The organism is Janibacter sp. UYMM211 (assembly GCF_040547045.1).
GTDB classification, from domain to species: domain Bacteria; phylum Actinomycetota; class Actinomycetes; order Actinomycetales; family Dermatophilaceae; genus Marihabitans; species Marihabitans melonis.
The window spans coordinates 841,864-864,796 of the sequence record NZ_JBEPOY010000001.1; the positions used below are offsets into that span (position 1 = coordinate 841,864).

The window sequence follows — 22,933 nt, forward strand, 5'->3', positions numbered from 1 at the left end:
CCCGCGGGTCAGCCCGGCGCGAGGTCGCGGGCGTAGGCGTCGAGCACCCGGCGGGCGGCGTCGACGGCGCTCACGCGACCCGAGGCGACGTCCTCGCCCACCTCGGCGACGACCTCTCGGACCGCGGGGCTGCGCCGGACCCCGTCGCGCAGCTCGGCGTCGACCATCGCCCACATCCAGCTCGTCTGCTGCTCGCGGCGCCGGGCGTCGAGCGAGCCGTGCTCGGTGAGGTGGGCGCGGTGGTCGAGGACCGCCTGCCACACCTCGTCGAGACCAGCGCCGGTCTGGGCGCTGCACGTGAGGACCGGGGGTCGGCGGGCAGAGGGGTCGGGGTTCATGAGGCGCATCGCGCCGCTCAGCTCGCGGGCGGCGACGCGGGCGTCGCCCTCGTGCGGCCCGTCGGCCTTGTTGACCGCGATGACGTCGGCCATCTCGAGGATGCCGCGCTTGATGCCCTGGAGCTGGTCGCCGCCGCGGGCGAGGGCGAGCAGGAGGAAGGTGTCGACCATCTCGGCGACGGCCACCTCGGACTGGCCGACGCCGACGGTCTCGACGAGCACGACGTCGAAGCCCGCGGCCTCGAGCACGAGCATCGACTCGCGCGTGGCCCGGGCGACGCCGCCGAGGTGGCGGCCCGAGGGCGAGGGCCGCACGAAGGCGTCCTCGGTGCTCGTCAGGCGCGCCATCCGGGTGCGGTCGCCGAGGACCGAGCCGCCGGTGCGCGAGGACGAGGGGTCGACCGCGACGACCGCCACCCGGTGGCCCTGCTCGACGAGCCGGGTGCCCAGGGCGTCGATGAAGGTCGACTTGCCGGCCCCCGGGATGCCGGAGATGCCGACGCGCACTCCCCCGCCGGTCTCGGGCGCGATCTGCTCGAGCAGGGCTCGCGCCTGGTCGCGGTGGTCGGGGCGCGAGGACTCGACGAGCGTGATCGCCCGGGCGACGTGCGCGCGCGAGCGCGCCCGCACGCCCGCGACGAGGTCGGCGACCGGGTCAGGCATCGCCCGACGCACGCTCCTGCAGCCGGGCGACGAGACGCACTGCCGCGTCGGCGATGACGGTCCCGGGCGGGTAGATGTCGTCGGCCCCCGCGGCGCGCAGCTCCTCGAAGTCCTGGTCGGGGATGACCCCGCCGACGACGATCATGAGGTCCTGGCGCCCCAGGGCGTCGAGCTCGCGGCGCAGCGCCGGCACGAGGGTGAGGTGCCCCGCGGCCAGCGAGCTCACCCCGACGACGTGCACGTCCGCCTCGACCGCCTGACGGGCGACCTCGGCCGGGGTCTGGAAGAGCGGGCCCACGTCGACGTCGAAGCCGAGATCGGCGAAGGCGGTCGCGATGACCTTCTGCCCGCGGTCGTGCCCGTCCTGGCCCATCTTCGCGACGAGGATGCGCGGGCGACGCCCCTCCTGCTGCTCGAAGTCCTCGACGGCGGCCTGGGCCTCTCGCACCGAGCCGCTCCCCTTCGCCTCGTCGCGGTACACACCCGAGATCGTACGGATCTGGGCGGTGTAGCGGCCGTAGACCTCCTCGAGCGCGGCCGACATCTCTCCGACCGTCGCCTTGGCGCGCGCCGCGTCGATGGCGAGCGCGAGGAGGTTGGTCTCCATGTCGCCGCCGTCGGCCCGGGCGGCCTGCGTGAGCGCCGCGAGCGCGGCCTGCGTCTCCTCCTCGTCGCGCTCGGCGCGCAGGCGCTCCAGGCTCGCGACCTGGCTCGCGCGCACCGCGGCGTTGTCGACCTTGAGCACCTCGATCGGCTCGTCCTCGTCGACGGGGTAGGTGTTGACGCCGATGACCGGCTGGGTGCCGGAGTCGATGCGCGCCTGGGTGCGGGCGGCCGCCTCCTCGATGCGCATCTTCGGGATCCCGGCCTCGATGGCCTTCGCCATGCCGCCGGCCGCCTCGACCTCCTCGATGTGGGCCCAGGCCCGCTGCGCGAGGTCGTGGGTGAGCCGCTCGACGTACGCGCTGCCGCCCCAGGGGTCGATGACGCGGCAGGTGCCCGACTCCTGCTGCAGGACGATCTGGGTGTTGCGGGCGATCCGAGCGGAGAAGTCGGTCGGCAGCGCGATCGCCTCGTCGAGCGCGTTCGTGTGCAGGCTCTGCGTGTGGCCCTGGGTGCTCGCCATCGCCTCGACCCCGGTGCGCACGACGTTGTTGAAGACGTCCTGCGCGGTGAGGCTCCACCCCGAGGTCTGGCTGTGGGTGCGCAGCGAGAGCGACTTGGGGTTGCTCGGCTCGAAGCCCTCCTGCACGAGCCGGGCCCACAGCAGCCGGGCGGCCCGCAGCTTGGCGACCTCCATGAAGAAGTTCATCCCGATGGCCCAGAAGAAGGACAGCCTCGGCGCGAAGCGGTCGACGTCGAGCCCGGCGTCGCGCCCGGCGCGGATGTACTCCACGCCGTCGGCGAGCGTGTACGCGAGCTCGAGGTCCTGCGTCGCCCCGGCCTCCTGCATGTGGTACCCGGAGATGGAGATCGAGTTGAAGCGCGGCATCCGCCGGCTGGTGAAGGCGAAGATGTCGGAGATGATCCGCATCGACGGCTCGGGCGGGTAGATGTAGGTGTTGCGGACCATGAACTCCTTGAGGATGTCGTTCTGGATGGTGCCGCTCAGCTGCTCCGGGCTCACCCCCTGCTCCTCGGCCGCGACGACGTAGAGCGCGAGGACCGGCAGGACCGCGCCGTTCATCGTCATCGACACCGACATCTGGTCGAGCGGGATCCCGTCGAAGAGGGTGCGCATGTCGTAGATCGAGTCGATCGCCACGCCGGCCATCCCGACGTCTCCCTCGACCCGGGGGTGGTCGGAGTCGTAGCCGCGGTGGGTCGCGAGGTCGAAGGCGACCGAGAGCCCCTTCTGCCCGGCGGCGAGGTTGCGCCGGTAGAAGGCGTTGGACTGCTCGGCCGTCGAAAAGCCCGCGTACTGCCGGATCGTCCACGGCTGGTTGACGTACATCGTCGGGTAGGGGCCGCGCAGGTAGGGCGCGGCGCCGGGCACGGTGCCGAGGAAGTCCAGGCCCGCGGTGTCGGCCTCGGTGTAGACGGGCGCGACGGTGATGTGCTCGGGGGTCTGCCACCCGTCGGCCGCGCCGGGCACCTGCTCGAGCAGCTCGGCCCAGCGGGCGGCGGCGTCCTCGCCGGGCAGGCCCTCGCCGAGCGAGGCGGTGGACAGGTCGGGGATCGCGCTCATCGGGCGTCTCCATCCGTCGTCATGGTCACGTCGTCCCCGGCCCCGAGCCGGGTCAGCAGGTCGGAGAGGAGGGCGACGACGTCGACGCCCTCACGGGCCTCGACGACGCCGTGGTCGCCCTCGCCCAGCTCGCCCGCCCGTCCGGCGAGCACGACGTGCTCGACGCCGGCCCCGCGCAGCGCGGCGAGGACCTCGAGCCCGTGCTCGGCGTTGAGCCGGGGCGAGGTCGCGAGGACGGCGACCGGCAGGGCGCTGTCGCGGACCTCCGCAGCGGCCGTGTCGGCGTCGGCGCCGTCGACGAGACGGGCGCCGATGCCGGCGACGGCGAGCAGGTTCGTCGCGAAGGTCTGACGGGCCCCGAAGTCTCGGCGGCTGCCGGGGCTGACGACGAGCACCGTCGGGTCGTCGAGCCGGGCGGCCCGGGCGCGCAGACGCTCGAAGACCTCGCCGTCGCGGTGGCGGGGCAGACCCCCCGACGGGGGCTGGGGGCGGGGTGCGCGCTGCAGCGGCGTCTCGCCGGCGAGCGGGAAGGTGGAGGTGCCGGTGAGCGGGACCTGCCGGGTCGACAGGCCGCGCAGGCGCTCCTGCCACATCGCCTCGAGCCCGCGGGCGAGCGAGCCGTCGGCGAGCGCTGCCGCCACTCCCCCGGACGCGTCGAGCTCGCCGAGCCGCGCCCAGGCGCGCTCGGCCATCTCGTCGGTGAGGGCCTCGACGTACCAGGAGCCACCGGCGGGGTCGGCGACGGCCGCGACGTGGCTCTCGAGCGCGAGCAGGCTCTGGGTGTTGCGGGCCAGACGCCGGGAGAAGGCCTCCGGCAGCCCGAGCGGGGTGTCGTAGGGCAGCACGGTGATGGCGTCGGCGCCGCCGACGCTCGCGCCGAGGCAGGCGATCGTGCCGCGCAGGACGTTGACCCAGGGGTCGGTCGCGGTGAGCATCCGGCCCGAGGTCACGGCGTGGACGCGCGCCGCCCGGGCCCGCTCCGGCACGTCGGCGAGCTCGCCGACGCGGGCCCACACCCGCCGCAGGGCGCGCAGCTTGGCGATCGTCGTGAACTGGTCGGCGGTCACGGCGACGCGCACGTCGATGCTCGCGAAGGCCTCGGCGGCGCCGACCCCCTGCTCCTCGAGCGCACGGACGTAGGCGACCGCGGTGGCCACGGCGAGCGCGACCTCCTCGACGTCGTGCGCCCCGGCGTCGTGGTAGACGCGGGTGTCGACGGTGAGGGCGCGTACGTCGGTCAGTGCCGCCGCGCGGGTGACGAAGGGGGCGAGCCCGGCGAGGTCGGCGGCTCCCCCGGTCGCCGCTGCGGCGCCGAGCGGGTCCAGCCCGAGACCGGAGCCGGGGGCGAGCTCGGGCGCGGCCTCGAGGAGGTCGAGCAGCGCCTCGGCCGCAGGCCGCTGGGCGGTCGTCGAGGAGACGACGACGGGGGCCATGCCGAGGTGGACGCCGTCGAGCGCCCTCGCGAGATCGGCGGGGTCGAGGTGGCCGTCCCCGACCGCGACCCACAGCGAGGTGACGCCCCGCTCGAGGTCGACGAGCGCCGCGCGGTTCGTCGCGGCCGCGTCTCCCCCTTCGTGCAGGGCGCGCACGTCCCACGGCTGGTCGGGCCGGCGCGGGCCGGTGCCGCGGGTGAAGGGCATGGCCCCGGGCACGCCGAGCGGTCGCTCCTGCGCGGGCCGGGTGTAGAGCGGGCGCACGACGACGCCGTCGGGCAGGGTCGTCGACAGCGCCTCGACCGCCTCGTCGGGTCCGAGCGCGTCGTCCTCGGCGCGGCTCTTGCCGACGACCTGCGCGGCCAGCTCGCGCCAGCGTGCCTCGTCGGTGGGCGCGAAGCCCTCGGCCAGCGGCATGACCTCGGTCGGCCGGGCAGACATCATGTGCGCATCGCTCCTCGGGGGCGGCTCGGACGGCTCCTGCGCGCATGCCGGGCAGCGGCGGGACGTCGTCAGGCTACCGGCGGGCAGGCCGGCCCAGACTGAGAGATCCCGCACAGCGGCACGGCCCTGGCGGGTCGGCGGGGCACCCGCCTCCGGCACCCGCCCGGCTCACCCGTCGGCGAGCCCACGGGCGACCTCGGCCTCGTAGGCGGCGCGCAGCCGCTCGCTCGCTCGCGGCCCGGTCGCGGACGGCAGCGGGGCACCGAGGTGGGCCGCGCGCAGCTCGTCCATGAGCTCGGCGACGAGCCCGGGCCCGCCCTCCTCGAGCAGCCGCTGGCGCACGGTGAGCTCCGGCGCCGTCTCGCGGTGCGCCCGCCCCCACGTGCCGAGCGCGACGAGCACCGGCAGGGTCTGGATGCCGGCCTCGGTGAGGGAGTACCGGGCGCGGTGACCGCGCCCGGCGTCCTCGCGCACGAGCAGGCCCGCGGCGACGAGGTCGCGCAGCCGGGCGGCGAGGACGTTGCTCGCGATGCCCTCGAGCGACCCGGAGAGCAGCTCTCGGAAGTATCGGCGGTCGCCGAAGATCATGTCACGCAGGACGACGGCGCTCCACGGGTCGCCGAGGACCTCGACCCCCCGGTTGATCGGGCAGCCCGATCTCGGCTCGGTGCGCATCGTCCCCCTTCGTCCCGCTCGTCCGGCAAGTGGTTGCGCTGCGCAATCACCCTACTCTACGGTGAGGAGCGGTTGCGCATCGCAACCACCTGACCGGCAGGAGCGCCATGTCCGAGGTCGTCGTCACCCAGCTGAGCGTCTCGCTCGACGGCTACGCCACGGGCGAGCCGCAGACCCTCGAGCAGCCCATGGGTCATGCCACCGGCCGTCTCCACGAGTGGATGATGCCGCCCGACCAGCCCGGGGGCGGGCGCGCCCGCGACGGCGTCGACGGGGCCTTCGCCGCGCTCGGGTGGGACGGCTCGGTCGGTGTCGAGATCATGGGGCGGCGCACGTTCGGGCCGCAGACCGGGCCGTGGACTGACGAGGAGTGGCAGGGGTGGTGGGGGCCGCGCCCTCCCTTCGAGACCCCCGTCGTCGTCCTCACCCACCACCCGAGGCCGACCCTGCACCTCGAGGGGGGCACGAGCTTCCACTTCGTCGACGCCTCCCCCACCGAGGCGCTCGAGGTCGCCCGCGGGCTCGCCGACGGGCGTGACGTGCGCGTCGGCGGCGGCCCGAGCACGGTGCGCGACTTCGTCGCCGCCGGCCTCGTCGACCGGATGCACGTCGTCGTCGTGCCGATCCTGCTCGGCCGTGGCGTCTCCCTCTGGGAGGGGCTCGAGGGTCTCGAGGAGCGCTACGACGTCGAGACCGTGGTCTCGCCCGCCTCGGGCGTGAGCCATCTGACCTTCGTGACCAAGCACTGACAGGAGAGCGCTATGGGACGGCTGATCTACGCGATGACCACCACCCTCGACGGGTTCGTCGACGACGCGGGCGAGGCGACCGAGCCCGACCGCGAGCTGCACGAGCACTTCAACCGGATGCAGGAGCGGCTCGTCCTCGACGTCTACGGGCGTCGGATGTGGGAGACGATGCGCTACTGGCAGGACCCGCCCGCCGAGGACCTCGAGATCTCCTACGTGCGCGAGTACACGCAGGCCTGGCAGGACACCGACCGGGTCGTCGTCTCGCGCACGCTCAAAGCGCTCGACGCGCCACGGACCACCCTGTGGCCCGAGCTCGACGTCGACCGCCTGCGGGCCCTCGTCGCCGAGGCCGACGGCGACGTCTCGGTCGGCGGGCCGACCCTCGCGGGCGCCGCCCTGCGAGCCGGCCTCGTGGACGAGGTGAGCGCGTATGTCGGGCCGCGGGTGGCCGGCGCCGGGTCGCGCCGCTTCGTGCCCGAGGGTCTGCTCCTCGAGCTGCGCCTGCGCGAGACCGAGCGCTTCGCGAGCGGCGTCGTCGCCCTCGTCTACGACGTCGTCGGCGGGAGCACGCGATGAGCTCCGAGCAGGAGGTGCGGGCGCTGCTCGACGAGCGGGTCGCCGCGGTCGCCGCGAAGGACCCCGCTCCCCTGCTCGCACGCATGGCCGACGAGCTCGACAGCTTCGGCGTCACCCCGCCGCACCGGGTCCGGGGTCGCGAGGCCATGGCGGCCGGCCTGCAGGCGTGGTTCGCCGGGTACGCCTCCGACATCGGGTACGCGGTGCACGAGCTCGAGGTGCGCGCGGACGGCGACCTCGCGGTCGCGACCTTCGTCTACGCCGTGAGCGGCACGCTGCGCTCGGGCGACGAGGTCGACATGCGGGTGCGGGCGACGGCGGTCCTGCAGCGGCGTGCCGGACGCTGGCTGGTCGTGCACCAGCACGAGTCGGTCCCGTGGGACCCGACGACCGGCCAGGGCGTCATGCGCCCCGGGTCGGCGTAGCCGTCAGTCGAGCGGGCCGAAGGGAGCGCCCGCCGCCGTGAGCTCGGCCTCGCCACCGTCGATCGCGGTGAGCACCCACAGGCCGCGCTCGGTGATCGCGACGGAGTGCTCCCAGTGCGCGGCCCGCGAGCCGTCGTCGGTGACGATCGTCCAGTCGTCGGGGAGCACGTGGTTGTCCTGCGAGCCGAGGGTCACCATCGGCTCGACGCAGATCGTCGTGCCGACCGGGGTCGCCGGGCTGCGCCCGGTGTGCCGGTAGTTCGGGACCTGCGGCGGCATGTGCATGTCCTCGCCGATGCCGTGGCCGACGTAGTCGAGGACGATGCCGTACTCGTGGTCGTGCTCCTGACCGGAGGCGATGATCGAGTCCTCGACGGCAGCGCCGACGTCGCTGATCCGCCCCCCGGCACGCAGCGCGGCGATGCCCGCCCACATGGAGACGCGGGTGGCCTCGGACAGGCGCAGGTCGCGGGGGCGCGCCGCCTCCTCGCCGCCGACGACGACGGTCATCGCCGCGTCGCCGTTCCACCCCTGCACCTGGGCACCGCAGTCGATGCTCAGCAGGTCTCCGGCGACCAGGACCCGCTCGCCGGGGATGCCGTGGACGACCTCCTCGTTGACCGAGGTGCACAGCGTGTGCGAGTAGCCCGGCACGAGCTGGAAGTTCGGGATGCCGCCGTGGTCGCGGATGTGCTGCTCGGCGAGGGCGTCGAGCTGGGCGGTCGTCACGCCCTCGCGCACCTCGCCGCGCAGCATCTCCAGGGTGCGGCCGACGAGGAGCCCGGCGACGCGCATGAGCGCGATCTGCTCCGGGGTCTTCGCGACGACGCGCTCGCGCCCCATCCAGCCCATCCGACGACCTGCGCTCAGGCCTGCAGGGCCGCGGCGATGCGCTCGCTGACCTCGTCGACCTCGCCCATGCCGTCGACCTCGACGAGCAGGCCGCGCTCGCGGAAGACCGCGGCGAGGGGCTCGGTCTCGCGGGTGTAGATCGCCTGACGCTCGCGGATGACGTCCTCGGTGTCGTCGGCGCGACCCTCGGTCTGCGCGCGCTTGAGCAGCCGCGCGACGACCTCGTCGGTCTCGACGGTGAGCATGAGCACCTTGTCGACGGCCCGGTCGTGCTTGGCGAGCATCGCGTCGAGCGCGCTCACCTGACCGGTCGTGCGGGGGTACCCGTCGAGCAGGAAGCCCGGCTCGCAGTCGGCCTCGTCGAGACGGGACTCGACGATCGCGTTCGTCACGTCGTCGGGCACGTAGCCGCCCGCCGCGGTGATCTCCTTGACCTGCAGGCCGAGAGGGGTCTCGGCCTTGATGTTGGCGCGGAAGATGTCACCGGTGGAGATGGCGGGGATGCCGTAGCGCTCGGCGATCCGGGTCGCCTGCGTGCCCTTGCCGGCCCCGGGCGGGCCGAAGATGATCAGTCGCATGTCAGCGGAGGAACCCTTCGTATTCACGTTGCTGGAGCTGGGACTCGATCTGCTTCACCGTCTCCAGACCGACACCGACCATGATGAGGATCGAGGTGCCGCCGAAGGGGAAGTTCTGGTTGGCGCCGACGAGGACGAGGGCGATGAGCGGGATGAGCGAGACCAACGACAGGTAGATGGCGCCCGGGACGGTGATCCGGGTCAGCACGTAGCTCAGGTACTCGGCCGTGGGTCGCCCGGCCCGGATCCCTGGGATGAAGCCACCGTACTTCTTCATGTTGTCCGCGACCTCGGTGGGGTTGAACGTGATCGAGACGTAGAAGAAGGTGAAGAAGAAGATCAGCCCGGTGAAGACGGCGATGTAGACCCACGTCGGCTGCGAGGGGTTGAAATGCGTCTGCAGCCAGGTCACCCAGCCGGCGGTGTTGCCGCCGGGGTCCTGACGGAACTGCGAGATCATCAGCGGCAGCGAGAGCATCGAGCTGGCGAAGATCACCGGGATGACGTTGGCCATGTTGACCTTGATGGGGATGTACGTCGAGGTCCCGCCGTACATCTGGCGCCCGACCATCCGCTTCGCGTACTGCACCGGGATGCGGCGCTGGCTCTGCTCGACGAAGACGACGGCCGCGATGATGAGCAGCCCGATGCCGATGACGAGGAAGAAGATGTCCCAGCGGCCCTCGCGCTGCTGGATCGCCCACAGCGAGCCGGGGAAGGTCGCGGTGATCGAGGTGAAGATCAGCAGGGACATGCCGTTGCCGACGCCCTTGTCCGTGATGAGCTCGCCGAGCCACATGATCAGGCCCGTGCCGGCGGTCATCGTCAGCACCATGATGAGGATGCTCGGCATCGACTCGCGGTAGAGGATGTTCGTGCAGTTCGCGTTGCCGAAGAGCTGGCTGGGGTTGCGGGCGAAGGTGATGAAGGTCGCCGACTGCAGCACGGCCAGCGCGATCGTCAGGTAGCGCGTGTACTGGGTCATCTTCGCCTGACCCTGCTGGCCCTCCTTCTTCAGCGCCTCGAAGCGCGGGATGACGACCGTCAGCAGCTGCACGATGATGCTCGCCGTGATGTACGGCATGATCCCGAGCGCGAAGATCGACAGCTGGAGCAGCGCTCCCCCGCTGAAGAGGTTGGCCATCCCGAGGAAGGTCGAGCTCGCGTCGTCACGGGCACCCGCGACGCAGGCGCGCACGGCGGCCGCGTCGACGTTCGGGGTCGGCACGTGCGACCCGAGGCGGAAGAGCACGACGATGCCCAGCGTGAAGAGCAGCTTGCGACGCAGGTCCGGCGTACGGAACGCACGGGTGAAGGCGGAGAGCACCTGATCCTCCAGGTTTCACCGGGTCCACCCGTGATCGACGGGTGCTCCGGTGGCGGGGGGCGAAGACTGAAGCACGATACCCGGCGCACCCGGGGTGGGCGAACGGGGTGGGCGTGAGGGGTGACGCGTCACACGTCGTGACCGACGGCGAAGGGGTCCGCCAGGCTGTGCCCGTCGGACCCCTTCGTCAGTGGCCGTGGTGGATCAGGCGCCGGTGATGGAACCGCCGGCAGCCTCGATCTTCTCCTTGGCGCTCGTGGAGAACGCGTCCACGGTCATGTCGACCGCGACCCTGATCTCGCCGGAGCCGAGGACCTTGACGAGCTGGCCCTTGCGGACCGCGCCCTTGGCGACGAGGTCGTCGACCGTCACGGAACCACCCTCGGGGAAGAGAGCGGAGACGCGGTCGAGGTTGACGACCTGGTACTCCGTCTTGAAGGGGTTCTTGAAGCCGCGGAGCTTCGGCAGACGCATGTGCAGCGGCGTCTGCCCGCCCTCGAAGCCGGCCGGGACCTGGTAGCGGGCCTTCGTGCCCTTCGTACCGCGACCGGCCGTCTTGCCCTTGGAGCCCTCACCGCGACCGACACGGGTCTTCGCGGTCTTGGCGCCCGGGGCGGGACGCAGGTGGTGGACCTTGAGAGCGTGGCTCGAGGCCTCGTTCTCGGTGGTCTTCTTGGCGTCAGCCATGATCAGTCAACCTCCTCGACGGCCACGAGGTGCGCGACCGTACGGACCATGCCCCGGATCTCCGGGCGGTCCTCCTTGACGACGACGTCGCCGATGCGCTTCAGACCGAGGCTGCGCAGCGTGTCACGCTGGTTGCTCTTGCCACCGATCTCGGAACGGGTCTGGGTGACCTTCAGCCGCGGCATCAGGCACCTGCCTTCGCGTCGGCGGCCTCACGGGCCTCCTGGCGACCGGCGGCCTGGGCGCGCAGCATCGCGGCCGGGGCGACCTCGTCCAGCGGCAGACCGCGGCGGGCGGCCACGGCCTCCGGACGCTCGAGACCCTTGAGGGCCGCGACCGTCGCGTGGACGATGTTGATCGCGTTGTCCGACCCGAGCGACTTGCTCAGGACGTCGTGGATGCCGGCGCACTCGAGCACCGCACGCACCGGGCCACCGGCGATGACACCGGTACCGGGCGAGGCGGGACGGAGCAGGACGACACCCGCGGCGGCCTCACCCTGGATGGGGTGAGGGATGGTGCCCTGGATGCGGGGCACCTTGAAGAACGACTTCTTGGCCTCCTCGACACCCTTGGCGATCGCCGCGGGCACCTCCTTGGCCTTGCCGTAGCCCACGCCCACCGTGCCGTCGCCGTCACCGACGATGACGAGAGCGGTGAAGCTGAAGCGACGACCACCCTTGACGACCTTGGAGACGCGGTTGATGGTCACGACGCGCTCGAGGTACTGGCTCTCGGCGGCGCGGTTGTCGCGGCCGCCGTCGCGGCGGCCCCCGCGGTTGTCACCGCGGCTGTTGGAGCGCTCGTTGGTGCCTGCGGCACCGGCGCCTCGACGCTGGGGTCCGGGCATCAGATGTTCCTCTTCTCGACAGTCTGCTTCTGCGACATCACAGGGCCAGCCCACCTTCGCGGGCACCGTCGGCGATCGCGGCGACGCGGCCGTGGTACTTGTTGCCACCACGGTCGAAGACGACGGCCTCGACACCGGCAGCCTTGGCGCGCTCGGCGACGAGCTCACCGACCTTCTTGGCCTGCTCGGTCTTGCCACCGGTGACGGTGCGGACGTCGGCCTCCATCGTCGACGCGGAGGCGACGGTCTTGCCCACGGTGTCGTCGACGACCTGGACGAAGACGTGCCGGCTCGAGCGGCTGACGACCAGGCGCGGACGGACCGCGGTACCGGTGATCTTCTTGCGCACGCGCAGGTGGCGGCGGCCTCGCGCGGCAACCTTGCCCTTGGCGCGCTTGACAGTCATAGCCATGGCTTACTTACCAGCCTTTCCGACCTTGCGGCGGATGTGCTCGCCCTCGTAGCGGACACCCTTGCCCTTGTACGGGTCGGGCTTGCGGAGCTTGCGGATGTTGGCGGCGACCTCACCGACGAGCTGCTTGTCGATGCCCTGCACCGAGAAGCGGGTGGGGTTCTCGACGGCGAAGGTGATGCCCTCCGGCGCGTCGACCGTGATCGAGTGGCTGTAGCCGAGCGCGAACTCGAGCGAACCGCCCTTGTTCTGCACGCGGTAACCGGTGCCGTGGATCTCGAGCTTCTTCGTGTAGCCCTCGGTCACGCCGACCACCATGTTGTTGATGAGCGAGCGGGTCAGCCCGTGCAGGCTGCGGGACTCGCGAGCGTCGTCGGGGCGGGTGACGGCGACCCCGTCCTCACCCTTCTCGACGGAGATGGGCTGGGCCACGACGTGGCTCAGCTCGCCCTTGGGGCCCTTGACGGTCACCGTCGGGCCGTCGATGGTCACGTCGACACCGCTGGGGATGGCGACCGGGAGTCGTCCGATACGCGACATGTTGCTCTCCCTTACCAGACGTAGGCGAGGACTTCCCCACCCACACCCTTGCTAGCGGCCTGCTTGTCCGTGAGGAGACCGGAGGACGTCGAGATGATCGCGACGCCCAGGCCACCGAGGACCTTCGGCAGGTTGGTCGACTTGGCGTACACGCGCAGACCGGGCTTGGACACCCGGCGCACCCCGGCGATGGAGCGCTCGCGGTTCGGGCCGTACTTGAGGTTGATCGTCAGCGTCTTGCCGACGGTCGCGTCGGCGACGGTCCAGCCCGCGATGTAGCCCTCGGCCTGGAGGATCTCCGCGATGTGCGACTTGAGCTTGGAGTACGGCATGGAGACGTCGTCGTGGTGCGCCGAGTTGGCGTTCCGCACGCGGGTCAGCATGTCCGCAATCGGGTCGGTCATGGTCATGGGCTTCTCTTGCCCTTCCTCATCGCGGTTTCACGGTCGGAGGGGATCTCCGGGCGACCTGCGATGTAGAACGTCGGGGGTTGCGGCGGGTGCCGCGGTGGCCGGCGGGCCGAGGTGTCTCACCTCGGCCCTCCGGCCGGGGTGGTCACCAGCTCGACTTGGTGACACCGGGCAGCTCGCCGCGGTGCGCCATCTCGCGCAGGCAGATCCGGCACAGGCCGAACTTGCGGTAGACCGAGTGGGGACGGCCGCAGCGCTGGCAGCGGGTGTAGCCCCGCACCTTGAACTTCGGCTTCTTGTTGGCCTGGTTGACCAGGGCAGTCTTCGCCATGTCAGTTCTCCTTGAAGGGGAAGCCGAGCTGCTTGAGCAGGGCGCGGCCCTCGTCATCGTTGGTCGCCGTGGTGACCACGGTGATGTCCATGCCGCGGACCCGGTCGATCTTGTCCTGGTCGATCTCGTGGAACATCGACTGCTCGGTGAGGCCGAAGGTGTAGTTGCCACGACCGTCGAACTGCTTGGGCGACAGACCACGGAAGTCGCGGATGCGCGGCAGGGCGACGGAGACGAGGCGGTCCAGGAACTCCCACATGCGGTCATTGCGCAGCGTCGTGTGCGCACCGATCGGCATGCCCTCGCGCAGCTTGAACTGCGCGATGGACTTGCGGGCCTTGGTCACCTGCGGCTTCTGGCCGGTGATGGCGGTGAGGTCGCGGATCGCGCCCTCGATGAGCTTGCTGTCCTTGGCCGCGTCGCCGACACCCATGTTGACGACGACCTTGACCAGACCGGGGATCTGCATGACGTTCGGGTAGCCGAACTGCTCCTGCAGGGCGCCCTTGATCTCGTCCTGGTAGCGCGTCTTGAGGCGCGGGGCGACCGAGGTCGCGGGGGTCTCGATGGTCTCAGTCATCTCAGAGGTCCTTGCCCGAGCGGCCCGCGACGCGGGTCCGGCTCGTCTTCGTCTTGCCGTCACGCTCGACGCTCTCGACGCGGGTCTTGATCCGGGTCGGCTTGTTGTCCTCCGGGTCGACGACCGCCACGTTGCTCACGTGGATCGGCGCCTCCTGGACGACGAGGCCGCCGGCCTGGCCACCCACGCCCGCCTTGGTGTGGCGGGTGACGCGGTTGACGCCCTCGACGACGACGCGCTGCGTCTCGGTGTGGACGGCGATGACCTTGCCCTGCTTGGTCTTGTCCTTGCCGGACAGGACCTGCACGAGGTCACCCTTCTTGATCTTCATCTTCGCCATGGCTCAGAGCACCTCCGGCGCCAGCGACACGATCTTCATGAACTTCTTGTCGCGCAGCTCGCGGCCGACAGGGCCGAAGATGCGGGTGCCACGGGGGTCACCGTCGTTCTTGAGGATCACGGCGGCGTTCTCGTCGAACTTGATGTAGGAGCCGTCGACGCGGCGACGCTCCTTGGTCGTGCGCACGATGACGGCCTTGACGACGTCACCCTTCTTGACGTTGCCGCCAGGGATCGCGTCCTTGACGGTCGCCACGATGGTGTCGCCGATGCCGGCGTAGCGACGGCCGGAGCCGCCGAGCACGCGGATGCACAGGATCTCCTTGGCGCCGGTGTTGTCGGCCACCCGGAGACGGGACTCTTGCTGGATCACTTGGCCTTCTCCAGAATCTCGACGAGGCGCCAGCGCTTCGTCGCCGACAGCGGGCGGGTCTCCATGATGAGGACATGGTCGCCGATACCGGCGGCGTTCGCCTCGTCGTGCGCCTTCACCTTGTGGCTCTTGCGCATGACCTTGCCGTAGAGCGCGTGCTTGACGCGGTCCTCGACCTCGACGACGACGGTCTTGTCCATCTTGTCGCTGACGACGTAGCCACGGCGGGCCTTGCGGTAGTTGCGCGCCTCGGTCACGGTCTCATCCTTCACGTTCTCGCTCACTTGCTCTCACCGGTCCCGTCCGTCGTGCTGGGGCCCTGACCGATGCGCAGCTCGCGCTCACGCATCTCGGTGTAGATCCGGGCGATGTCCTTGCGGACGGCGCGCAGCCGACCGTGGGACTCCAGCTGGCCGGTGGCCGACTGGAAACGGAGGTTGAAGAGCTCCTCCTTGGCCTTGCGCAGCTCGTCGACCAGACGGTCGTCGGCCAGCTCACGCAGGTCCGAGGGAGTCAGGTCCTTGGATCCGACTGCCATCAGATGTCACCACCTTCACGCGCGATGAAGCGGCACTTCATCGGCAGCTTGTGCATGGCCAGACGCATGGCCTCGCGGGCGACCTCTTCCGAGACGCCGGAGAGCTCGAACATGACGCGGCCGGGCTTGACGTTGGCGACCCACCACTCGGGCGAACCCTTGCCGGAACCCATGCGGGTCTCAGCAGGCTTCTTCGTGAGCGGACGGTCGGGGTAGATGTTGATCCACACCTTGCCGCCACGCTTCATGTAGCGGGTCATGGCGATACGAGCAGACTCGATCTGGCGGTTGGTGACGTAGGCCGGCTCGAGAGCCTGGAGGCCGTAGTCACCGAAGGCGATCGTCGTGCCGCCCTTGGCCATCCCCGAACGCTTCGGGTGGTGCTGCTTGCGGTGCTTCACTCGACGAGGAATGAGCATCAGCGGTTCTCTCCCTCGGTGCTCGGGGCGGACGCGGCCGGGGCCTCGGCGGGAGCCTCGGTGGCCTGCGGGGCGGAGCCCTGGTCGTTGCGACGGGCACGGGCGGGACGGTCGTCGCGGTCACGGCGGGGGCCGCGGCCACGCGGGGCGGCGGACGCCTGCTGCGCGGCGAACTCCTTCTCCGTCATGTCGCCCTTGTAGATCCAGACCTTGACGCCGATGCGGCCGAAGGTCGTGCGGGCCTCGTAGAAGCCGTAGTCGATGTTCGCGCGGAGGGTGTGCAGCGGCACGCGACCCTCGCGGTAGAACTCGCTGCGGGACATCTCGGCGCCGCCGAGACGACCGGAGCACTGGATCCGGATGCCCTTGGCACCGGCGCGCTGCGAGGACTGGATGCCCTTGCGCATGGCGCGACGGAAGGTCACGCGAGCAGCGAGCTGCTCGGCGATGCCCTGGGCGACGAGCTGAGCCTCGATCTCGGGGTTCTTGACCTCGAGGATGTTCAGCTGGACCTGCTTGCCGGTGAGCTTCTCGAGCTCGCCGCGGATGCGGTCGGCCTCGGCGCCGCGGCGACCGATGACGATGCCCGGACGCGCGGTGTGGATGTCGACGCGGACGCGGTCACGCGTGCGCTCGATCTCCACGCGGGCGATGCCGGCGCGCTCCATGCCCGTCGAGAGCAGCTTGCGGATCGCGACGTCTTCCTTGACGTAGTCGCGGTAGCGCTGCCCCTCCTTGTTGGAGTCGGCGAACCAGCGGCTCTTGTGGTCGGTGGTGATACCCAGGCGGAAGCCGTGCGGGTTGATCTTCTGACCCATCAGCGGGTCCCTCCCTTCGCGGCCTTCTCAGGCTTCGCGGTGACGACCACGGTGATGTGGCTCGTGCGCTTGTTGATCCGGCCGGCGCGACCCTGCGCACGCGGACGGAACCGCTTCATCGTCGGGCCCTCGTCCACGAAGGCGGCCGAGACGACGAGGTTGCGCTCGTCGAAGGGCTCACCGAGCTCGTCCGAGCGGACGCGCAGGTTCGCGATGGCGGACTGCAGGACCTTGAGGGTCTGCTCCGAGGCAGCCTGCGGCGCGTACATGAGCGTCGCGATGGCGGTCTGGGTGTCCTTGCCACGGATGAGGTCGACGACCCGTCGGGCCTTCATCGGGGTGATGCGCGTGTGACGCGCGACAGCCCGGGCCTCGAGGGCGGGGGTCTGGGTGGTGTCGGTAGCCATCAGCGACGCCGTCCCTTCTTGTCGTCCTTCACGTGACCGCGGAAGGTGCGGGTCGGTGCGAACTCGCCGAGCTTGTGACCGACCATCGCCTCGGTGACGAACACCGGGACGTGCTTGCGGCCGTCGTGCACGGCGAAGGTGTGCCCGAGCATGTCGGGGCTGATGACCGATCGGCGAGACCAGGTCTTGATGACGTTCTTGCTGCCCGCTTCGTTCTGAGCGTCCACCTTCTTCTGAAGGTGGTCGTCGATGAAGGGGCCCTTCTTCAAACTACGAGGCATGTCTCAGGCTCCTACTCAGCGCTTCTTGCCAGTACGACGGCGGCGGACGATGAGCTTGTCGCTCGCCTTGCCCGGACGTCGGGTCCGGCCCTCCGGCTGGCCCCACGGGGAGACGGGGTGACGGCCACCAGAGGTGCGTCCCTCGCCACCGCCGTGCGGGTGGTCCACGGGGTTCATGACGACACCACGGACGGTCGGGCGCTTGCCCTTCCAGCGCATGCGGCCTGCCTTGCCCCAGTTGATGTTGCTCTGCTCGGCGTTGCCGACCTCGCCGACGGTGGCGCGGCAGCGCACGTCGACGCGACGGATCTCACCGGAGGGCATGCGCAGCGTGGCGTAGGGGCCCTCCTTGCCGAGGAGCTGGATGCTCGTGCCGGCCGAGCGGGCCAGCTTGGCGCCGCCGCCCGGACGCAGCTCGACCGCGTGGATCGTCGTACCGGTCGGGATGTTGCGCAGCGGCAGGTTGTTGCCCGGCTTGATGTCGGCACCAGGGCCGGCCTCGATCGGGTCGTGCTGCTTGAGCTTGTTCGGCGCGAGGATGTAGCGCTTCTCGCCGTCGGCGTAGTGCAGCAGCGCGATGCGCGCGGTGCGGTTGGGGTCGTACTCGATGTGCGCGACCTTGGCCGGCACCCCGTCCTTGTCGTGACGACGGAAGTCGATGACACGGTAGGCGCGCTTGTGGCCACCACCGATGTGACGGGTCGTGATACGACCGCTGGCGTTGCGGCCACCGGACTTGCTCAGCGGACGGACGAGGGACTTCTCCGGCGTGGACCGGGTCACCTCGACGAAGTCGGCGACGGAGCTGCCGCGGCGACCGGGCGTGGTCGGCTTGTACTTACGGATACCCATGGTTACGTTCCTCTACCTTCAGCCCTGGCCACCGAAGATGTCGATCGAGCCCTCGCGGAGGGTGACGATCGCACGCTTGGTGTCCTTGCGCTTGCCGATCCCGAAGCGGGTACGGCGCGTCTTGCCCGGGCGGTTCATGGTGTGGACCGAGTCGACCTTGACCTCGAAGATCTGCTCGACGGCGATCTTGATCTCGGTCTTGTTGGCCCGCGGGTCGACGAGGAAGGTGTACTTGCCCTCGTCGAGCAGCGCGTACGACTTCTCCGAGACGACCGGACGGATGAGGATGTCGCGGGGGTCCTTGACGGTGGTGCTCACTTGGCGACCTCCTCGGTCTTCGTGGCGGGACCGGCGACGAAGGCGTCGAGCGCGGCCTGGGTGAAGACCACGTCGTCCGCGCAGAGCACGTCGTAGGTGTTGAGCTGGTCGGCCCACAGGACGTGGACGTCGGCGAGGTTGCGCACGCTCTTGGTCGACAGGACGTCCGAGCGGTCGAGGACCACGAGGAGGTTCTTGCGCTCCGAGAGCGAGCCGAGGACGCCGGCGACCGACTTCGTCGACGGGGCGTCGCCCTCGACGAGGGCGGACATCACGTGGATGCGGCCGTGGCGGGCCCGGTCCGACAGGGCCCCGCGCAGGGCGGCGGCCTTCATCTTCTTGGGCGTGCGCTGGCTGTAGTCACGCGGCTGCGGGCCGTGGACGACGCCACCACCGGCGAACTGCGGCGCGCGGGTCGAGCCCTGACGGGCGCGGCCGGTGCCCTTCTGGCGGTACGGCTTGCGCCCACCGCCGCGGACCTCGCCGCGGGTCTTCGTCGAGTGCGTGCCCTGGCGCGCCGCGGCGAGCTGGGCGACGACCACCTGGTGGATCAGGGGGACGTTGGTCTGCACGTCGAAGATCTCGGCGGGCAGGTCCACCGTGCCGGACTTCTGGCCGGCCGGGCTGAGGATGTCGATGGTCGGCACGTCAGGCTCCCTTCACCGCGTTGCGGACGAGGACGACGCTGCCGCGGGGGCCGGGGACGGCGCCCTTGACGAGCAGCAGACCCTTCTCGGCGTCGACGGCGTGGATCGTCAGGTTCTGGGTGGTCTGGCGCACGCCACCCATGCGGCCGGCCATGCGCATGCCCTTGAAGACACGGCCCGGGGTGGCGCAGCCACCGATGGAGCCCGGCTTGCGGTGGTTCTTGTGCGCACCGTGCGAGGAGCTCACGCCGTGGAAGCCGTGACGCTTCATGACGCCGGCGAAGCCCTTGCCCTTGGTCGTCGCGGTGACGTCGATCTTCTCGCCACCGGCGAAGGTCTCGGCGGTCAGCTCCTGGCCGAGCGAGTACTGCGAGGCGTCAGCCGTGCGCATCTCGATGCTGTAGCGGCGCGGGGTGACCCCGGCCTTGGCGAAGTGCCCGGCCTCCGGCTTGTTCACCTTGCGCGGGTCGATGGACCCGTAGGCGATCTGGACGGCGTCGTAGCCGTCGGTGCCGGTGGTGCGGACCTGGGTGACGACACACGGGCCAGCCTGGATGACGGTCACCGGGACGAGGCGGTTCTCGTCGTCCCAGACCTGGGTCATACCGAGCTTCTCGCCGAGGACACCCTTGACGGTCTTGTCGATAACAGTAGTCATAACGTCGTCCCTGCGATCAGAGCTTGATCTCGATGTTGACGTCCGCCGGCAGGTCGAGTCGCATGAGCGAGTCGACGGCCTTCGGCGTCGGGTCGATGATGTCGATGAGGCGCTTGTGGGTACGCATCTCGAAGTGCTCGCGGCTGTCCTTGTACTTGTGCGGCGACCGGATCACGCAGAAGACGTTCTTCTCCGTGGGCAGCGGCACAGGGCCAACAACGGTGGCGCCGGCACGGGTCACCGTGTCGACGATCTTGCGCGCCGAGCTGTCGATGACCTCGTGGTCATACGACTTCAGTCGGATGCGGATCTTCTGTCCGGCCATCTGAGCCTTGTCTCTTTCTCGCCGTCGTGCAGTGGTCTGTGGTTCGTCTCGCCCGGGCGTCCGACCCACGCGGTCGGGTGTGTCGCACCCGTTCCGCGGCGCACGTCATCCCATAGGTATGACGTCCGAGTCGGCAGTCCGGTCGAGCCGGAACTTGATCCATCCGGTGTGTCGCCCCGCCGTCGTGCAGCGGTTCGATGCGTTTCACCAGGGTCCACGACGGGCACGTGAGTACCCGGCGTGCATCAAGCAACCCACCCAGTGTGCCAGAGGCGGGGCGAGGCGGCCAAATCGACCTAGCACTCCCCCTTCGCCGGCGCCCGCACCACGTCGTGCGTGGCGCGTCGCGCCCGGGGCGAAGGGGGACCGCTCAGCCGCGCTCGTCGCGCGGCGGGGCCTCGTCGGCGAGCGACCCGCCGCGGGTGCGCACGCCCTCGTAGCGCAGCGCCCGTCCCTCCTCGACCTGCTCCTCGAGCTTCTCGGCGGCCTTCTGCGACCCCGAGCTGTCGCGCGGCGGCAGCTGGAGGGTCTCCTCGGCCTCGATCCCGGCCTGCAGCTGGCGGCCGCGCTCGACCTCGGCGTCGACCTGCGCACCGAGCAGCAGGACGTTGTTGATGATCCACAGCCACAGCAGGAAGACGATGACGCCGGCGAGCGAGCCGTAGGTCTTGTTGTACGAGCCGAAGTTCGCGACGTAGAAGCCGAAGCCGACGGAGGCGAGCACCGCGACGCCGATGGCGATCGCCGCCCCGAGGCTCATCCACTTGTAGCTCGGCTGGCGCACGTTCGGGGTGAAGTAGTACAGCAGGCTCACCATGACGACGACGATGGCGAGGATGACGGGCCACTTGAGCACGCCCCACACGAGGACGGCGGTGTCGCCCAGCCCGATGGCCGAGCCGATCGCCTCGGCGACTCCACCGGAGACGACCAGGCCGAGCAGCACGATCGCGGCGAGGACGACCAGGCCCGCGGTGAGCAGGAGCATCTGGGGGCGCAGCTTCCACACCGGGCGGCCCTCGTCGACGTCGTAGACGGTGTTCATCGCCCGCCCGAAGGCGCCGACGTAGCCCGAGGCCGACCACAGGGCGCCGGCGATGCCGACGACGAGACCCAGGCCCGCCCCGGAGGCGGTGACCATGCTCGTGATGACCGGCTCGAGCTGCTCGGCGGCATCCCCCTGACCCATGCCGCGCAGGAGGTCGAGCAGGGTCTGCACCGTCGACTCCCCCTGCCCGACGACGCCGAGCAGCGAGATGAGCGCGAGCAGCCCCGGGAAGAGCGAGAGGACGGCGTAGTAGGTGAGCGCCGCCGCGAGGTCGGTGCACTTGTCGCGCTGGAACTCCGCGAGGGCGTTCTTCAGCGAGTAGCGCCAGGTCTGCTTCGTCAACCGGGCCGGCGAGGACGGCTTGCTCGGGGCGTCCGGCTCGGGTGCGGTCGACTCCTTGGCGGCGGCTTCGCCTGCGGTGGCCATGAGGGTGCTCCTAGGTTGAGATGGGCTGCCCGTCAGCCTAGGCGCGAGCCCCCCACCTGCGGGGACGACGAAGGGGCCCTGCCGTGCGGCAGGGCCCCTTCGGTGTGCTGACCGAGGTCAGCGGGAGATCACTTGATGATCTTGGTGACGCGACCGGCGCCGACCGTACGACCACCCTCGCGGATGGCGAACTTCAGGCCCTCCTCCATGGCGATCGGCTGGATGAGCTCGACCTTCATGTCGGTGTTGTCGCCGGGCATGACCATCTCGGTGCCCTCGGGCAGGTCCACGACACCGGTGACGTCCGTGGTGCGGAAGTAGAACTGCGGACGGTAGTTGTCGTAGAACGGCGTGTGACGGCCGCCCTCCTCCTTGCCGAGGATGTAGACCTGGCCCTCGAACTGCGTGTGCGGGGTGATCGAGCCCGGCTTGCAGATGACCTGGCCGCGCTCGACGTCCTCGCGCTTGGTGCCGCGCAGCAGGAGGCCGACGTTCTCGCCCGCACGACCCTCGTCGAGGAGCTTGCGGAACATCTCGATGCCGGTGACCGTGGTGGTGGTCTTCTCGTCCTTGATGCCGACGATCTCGATCTCCTCGTTGACGTTGAGGATGCCGCGCTCGATACGACCGGTGACGACGGTGCCACGACCGGTGATCGTGAAGACGTCCTCGACGGGCATGAGGAACGGCTTGTCGATGTCGCGCTCGGGCTCGGGGATGTACTCGTCCACCGCGTCCATGAGCTCGGCGACCGAGTTGCCCCACTTCTCGTCACCCTCGAGGGCCTTGAGAGCGGAGACCTTGACCACCGGGACGTCGTCGCCGGGGAACTCGTAGGAGGACAGCAGCTCGCGGACCTCCATCTCGACGAGCTCCATGATCTCCTCGTCGTCGACCATGTCGGCCTTGTTGAGGGCCACGACGATGTAGGGGACGCCGACCTGGCGGGCCAGGAGGACGTGCTCCTTCGTCTGCGGCATCGGGCCGTCGGTGGCGGCGACCACGAGGATCGCGCCGTCCATCTGAGCGGCACCGGTGATCATGTTCTTCACGTAGTCGGCGTGCCCGGGGCAGTCGACGTGCGCGTAGTGACGCTTCTCCGTCTGGTACTCGATGTGCGCGATGGAGATCGTGATGCCGCGCTGCTTCTCCTCGGGCGCCTTGTCGATCGAGTCGAACGGGGACGCCTCGTTCAGGTCCGGGTACTTGTCGTGCAGGACCTTGGAGATCGCGGCCGTCAGCGTCGTCTTGCCGTGGTCGATGTGACCGATGGTGCCGATGTTGACGTGCGGCTTGGACCGCTCGAACTTTGCCTTCGCCACTTGCTTGTCCTCCTCAGGACTTTCTTCTTCGGGTTACGCCTTGGTCCGGCAGGACATGGCGTCGTACGTGGTGGTGCTGGTGAGCGCCGGGTTTCGGGTAA

The 22,933-nt window shown here is 70.3% G+C and carries 33 protein-coding genes; 3 read left to right on the forward strand and 30 right to left on the reverse strand.

The window, feature by feature from the left end; translation table 11 throughout:
• Positions 1 to 8: 8 nt before the first annotated feature.
• The 4 genes from meaB to ABIB53_RS03825 form a co-directional block, all read right to left on the reverse strand.
• Positions 9 to 1,001: a methylmalonyl Co-A mutase-associated GTPase MeaB gene (meaB, locus tag ABIB53_RS03810; RefSeq protein ID WP_354587181.1), complete on the reverse strand. Its 993-nt coding sequence runs from the start codon at positions 999 to 1,001 to the stop codon at positions 9 to 11.
• Positions 994 to 3,189, reverse strand: coding sequence for a methylmalonyl-CoA mutase (gene scpA, locus ABIB53_RS03815; protein WP_354587182.1), 2,196 nt, complete (start codon positions 3,187 to 3,189; stop codon positions 994 to 996). Before scpA ends, meaB begins: the two co-directional genes overlap by 8 nt.
• Positions 3,186 to 5,066 carry a methylmalonyl-CoA mutase subunit beta gene (locus tag ABIB53_RS03820; RefSeq protein ID WP_354587183.1) on the reverse strand — a complete coding sequence of 627 codons (1,881 nt, stop codon included), beginning with the start codon at positions 5,064 to 5,066 and terminating at the stop codon, positions 3,186 to 3,188. Before ABIB53_RS03820 ends, scpA begins: the two co-directional genes overlap by 4 nt.
• Positions 5,067 to 5,234: 168 nt before the next feature.
• Positions 5,235 to 5,741: a winged helix-turn-helix transcriptional regulator gene (locus ABIB53_RS03825; protein ID WP_354587184.1), complete on the reverse strand. Its 507-nt coding sequence runs from the start codon at positions 5,739 to 5,741 to the stop codon at positions 5,235 to 5,237.
• A 107-nt stretch (positions 5,742 to 5,848) separates the two neighbouring features.
• On the opposite strand from ABIB53_RS03825, the gene ABIB53_RS03830 reads away from it, so the two are divergent.
• Genes ABIB53_RS03830 through ABIB53_RS03840 form a run of 3 tightly spaced genes read left to right on the forward strand, consistent with a single transcriptional unit; the run spans position 5,849 to position 7,494 of the window.
• Entirely contained in the window at positions 5,849 to 6,490 is a 642-nt protein-coding gene (locus ABIB53_RS03830; protein ID WP_354587185.1) for a dihydrofolate reductase family protein, read from the forward strand.
• Between the two features lie 12 nt (positions 6,491 to 6,502).
• Entirely contained in the window at positions 6,503 to 7,069 is a 567-nt protein-coding gene (locus ABIB53_RS03835; protein WP_354587186.1) for a dihydrofolate reductase family protein, read from the forward strand.
• A complete protein-coding gene (locus ABIB53_RS03840; RefSeq protein WP_354587187.1) occupies positions 7,066 to 7,494 on the forward strand; it encodes a YybH family protein in 429 nt (142 codons plus the stop codon). The genes ABIB53_RS03835 and ABIB53_RS03840 overlap by 4 nt, the downstream gene beginning before the upstream one ends.
• A 3-nt stretch (positions 7,495 to 7,497) precedes the next feature.
• Here the strand turns inward: ABIB53_RS03840 and map are convergent, their stop codons facing one another.
• The 26 genes from map to tuf all read right to left on the reverse strand — a co-directional run bounded on the left by map (position 7,498) and on the right by tuf (position 22,832).
• On the reverse strand, positions 7,498 to 8,346 hold the full coding sequence (gene map / locus ABIB53_RS03845; RefSeq protein ID WP_354587188.1) for a type I methionyl aminopeptidase: 849 nt from the start codon (positions 8,344 to 8,346) through the stop codon (positions 7,498 to 7,500).
• Positions 8,347 to 8,360: 14 nt separating this feature from the next.
• Positions 8,361 to 8,924: an adenylate kinase gene (locus ABIB53_RS03850; protein ID WP_201467616.1), complete on the reverse strand. Its 564-nt coding sequence runs from the start codon at positions 8,922 to 8,924 to the stop codon at positions 8,361 to 8,363.
• Position 8,925: 1 nt separating this feature from the next.
• The gene (secY, locus tag ABIB53_RS03855) at positions 8,926 to 10,251 is read right to left on the reverse strand and encodes a preprotein translocase subunit SecY (protein ID WP_123092231.1); all 1,326 of its coding nucleotides are present in this window, start codon (positions 10,249 to 10,251) and stop codon (positions 8,926 to 8,928) included.
• 204 nt (positions 10,252 to 10,455) lie between these two features.
• Positions 10,456 to 10,938 (reverse strand): 50S ribosomal protein L15, encoded by a 483-nt coding sequence (rplO, locus tag ABIB53_RS03860; RefSeq protein ID WP_354587190.1) that lies wholly within the window; start codon positions 10,936 to 10,938, stop codon positions 10,456 to 10,458.
• Positions 10,939 to 10,940: 2 nt separating this feature from the next.
• Positions 10,941 to 11,123, reverse strand: a complete 183-nt coding sequence (gene rpmD, locus ABIB53_RS03865; protein ID WP_123092232.1) for a 50S ribosomal protein L30 — start codon at positions 11,121 to 11,123, stop codon at positions 10,941 to 10,943.
• Entirely contained in the window at positions 11,123 to 11,788 is a 666-nt protein-coding gene (gene rpsE, locus ABIB53_RS03870; protein ID WP_068277159.1) for a 30S ribosomal protein S5, read from the reverse strand. Before rpsE ends, rpmD begins: the two co-directional genes overlap by 1 nt.
• 37 nt (positions 11,789 to 11,825) lie before the next feature.
• Positions 11,826 to 12,200, reverse strand: a complete 375-nt coding sequence (gene rplR / locus ABIB53_RS03875) for a 50S ribosomal protein L18 (RefSeq protein WP_068277158.1) — start codon at positions 12,198 to 12,200, stop codon at positions 11,826 to 11,828.
• Positions 12,201 to 12,203: 3 nt separating this feature from the next.
• Complete coding sequence (gene rplF / locus ABIB53_RS03880; RefSeq protein WP_068277153.1) at positions 12,204 to 12,740, reverse strand: 50S ribosomal protein L6; 537 nt, start codon at positions 12,738 to 12,740, stop codon at positions 12,204 to 12,206.
• Between the two features lie 11 nt (positions 12,741 to 12,751).
• Positions 12,752 to 13,150: a 30S ribosomal protein S8 gene (rpsH, locus tag ABIB53_RS03885; protein ID WP_068277152.1), complete on the reverse strand. Its 399-nt coding sequence runs from the start codon at positions 13,148 to 13,150 to the stop codon at positions 12,752 to 12,754.
• A 145-nt stretch (positions 13,151 to 13,295) separates the two neighbouring features.
• Complete coding sequence (locus ABIB53_RS03890) at positions 13,296 to 13,481, reverse strand: type Z 30S ribosomal protein S14 (RefSeq protein ID WP_068277143.1); 186 nt, start codon at positions 13,479 to 13,481, stop codon at positions 13,296 to 13,298.
• A gap of 1 nt (position 13,482) precedes the next feature.
• The gene (gene rplE / locus ABIB53_RS03895) at positions 13,483 to 14,061 is read right to left on the reverse strand and encodes a 50S ribosomal protein L5 (RefSeq protein WP_201467617.1); all 579 of its coding nucleotides are present in this window, start codon (positions 14,059 to 14,061) and stop codon (positions 13,483 to 13,485) included.
• Position 14,062: 1 nt separating this feature from the next.
• Entirely contained in the window at positions 14,063 to 14,401 is a 339-nt protein-coding gene (rplX, locus tag ABIB53_RS03900; RefSeq protein WP_068277138.1) for a 50S ribosomal protein L24, read from the reverse strand.
• A 3-nt stretch (positions 14,402 to 14,404) separates the two neighbouring features.
• On the reverse strand, positions 14,405 to 14,773 hold the full coding sequence (gene rplN / locus ABIB53_RS03905) for a 50S ribosomal protein L14 (RefSeq protein ID WP_068277134.1): 369 nt from the start codon (positions 14,771 to 14,773) through the stop codon (positions 14,405 to 14,407).
• Positions 14,770 to 15,057, reverse strand: a complete 288-nt coding sequence (gene rpsQ / locus ABIB53_RS03910; protein ID WP_068277124.1) for a 30S ribosomal protein S17 — start codon at positions 15,055 to 15,057, stop codon at positions 14,770 to 14,772. The genes rplN and rpsQ overlap by 4 nt, the downstream gene beginning before the upstream one ends.
• Positions 15,054 to 15,311: a 50S ribosomal protein L29 gene (gene rpmC / locus ABIB53_RS03915; RefSeq protein ID WP_068277123.1), complete on the reverse strand. Its 258-nt coding sequence runs from the start codon at positions 15,309 to 15,311 to the stop codon at positions 15,054 to 15,056. Before rpmC ends, rpsQ begins: the two co-directional genes overlap by 4 nt.
• The gene (gene rplP, locus ABIB53_RS03920; protein WP_068277117.1) at positions 15,311 to 15,730 is read right to left on the reverse strand and encodes a 50S ribosomal protein L16; all 420 of its coding nucleotides are present in this window, start codon (positions 15,728 to 15,730) and stop codon (positions 15,311 to 15,313) included. The genes rpmC and rplP overlap by 1 nt, the downstream gene beginning before the upstream one ends.
• Complete coding sequence (rpsC, locus tag ABIB53_RS03925) at positions 15,730 to 16,548, reverse strand: 30S ribosomal protein S3 (RefSeq protein ID WP_068277115.1); 819 nt, start codon at positions 16,546 to 16,548, stop codon at positions 15,730 to 15,732. The genes rplP and rpsC overlap by 1 nt, the downstream gene beginning before the upstream one ends.
• Entirely contained in the window at positions 16,548 to 16,955 is a 408-nt protein-coding gene (gene rplV / locus ABIB53_RS03930; protein ID WP_123092234.1) for a 50S ribosomal protein L22, read from the reverse strand. The genes rpsC and rplV overlap by 1 nt, the downstream gene beginning before the upstream one ends.
• Entirely contained in the window at positions 16,955 to 17,236 is a 282-nt protein-coding gene (gene rpsS / locus ABIB53_RS03935; RefSeq protein ID WP_068277107.1) for a 30S ribosomal protein S19, read from the reverse strand. Before rpsS ends, rplV begins: the two co-directional genes overlap by 1 nt.
• Before the next feature lie 15 nt (positions 17,237 to 17,251).
• A complete protein-coding gene (gene rplB / locus ABIB53_RS03940) occupies positions 17,252 to 18,088 on the reverse strand; it encodes a 50S ribosomal protein L2 (protein ID WP_068277103.1) in 837 nt (278 codons plus the stop codon).
• A gap of 18 nt (positions 18,089 to 18,106) precedes the next feature.
• Positions 18,107 to 18,406 carry a 50S ribosomal protein L23 gene (gene rplW, locus ABIB53_RS03945; RefSeq protein ID WP_068277101.1) on the reverse strand — a complete coding sequence of 100 codons (300 nt, stop codon included), beginning with the start codon at positions 18,404 to 18,406 and terminating at the stop codon, positions 18,107 to 18,109.
• On the reverse strand, positions 18,403 to 19,053 hold the full coding sequence (gene rplD, locus ABIB53_RS03950; RefSeq protein WP_068277100.1) for a 50S ribosomal protein L4, sunset domain variant: 651 nt from the start codon (positions 19,051 to 19,053) through the stop codon (positions 18,403 to 18,405). Before rplD ends, rplW begins: the two co-directional genes overlap by 4 nt.
• Position 19,054: 1 nt before the next feature.
• Positions 19,055 to 19,711, reverse strand: a complete 657-nt coding sequence (gene rplC, locus ABIB53_RS03955; protein WP_191562938.1) for a 50S ribosomal protein L3 — start codon at positions 19,709 to 19,711, stop codon at positions 19,055 to 19,057.
• Between the two features lie 16 nt (positions 19,712 to 19,727).
• Positions 19,728 to 20,036, reverse strand: a complete 309-nt coding sequence (gene rpsJ, locus ABIB53_RS03960; RefSeq protein WP_012867945.1) for a 30S ribosomal protein S10 — start codon at positions 20,034 to 20,036, stop codon at positions 19,728 to 19,730.
• Between the two features lie 370 nt (positions 20,037 to 20,406).
• On the reverse strand, positions 20,407 to 21,510 hold the full coding sequence (locus ABIB53_RS03965; protein ID WP_354587193.1) for a YihY/virulence factor BrkB family protein: 1,104 nt from the start codon (positions 21,508 to 21,510) through the stop codon (positions 20,407 to 20,409).
• A gap of 128 nt (positions 21,511 to 21,638) precedes the next feature.
• Positions 21,639 to 22,832 (reverse strand): elongation factor Tu, encoded by a 1,194-nt coding sequence (tuf, locus tag ABIB53_RS03970; RefSeq protein WP_123092236.1) that lies wholly within the window; start codon positions 22,830 to 22,832, stop codon positions 21,639 to 21,641.
• Positions 22,833 to 22,933 lie beyond the last annotated feature (101 nt).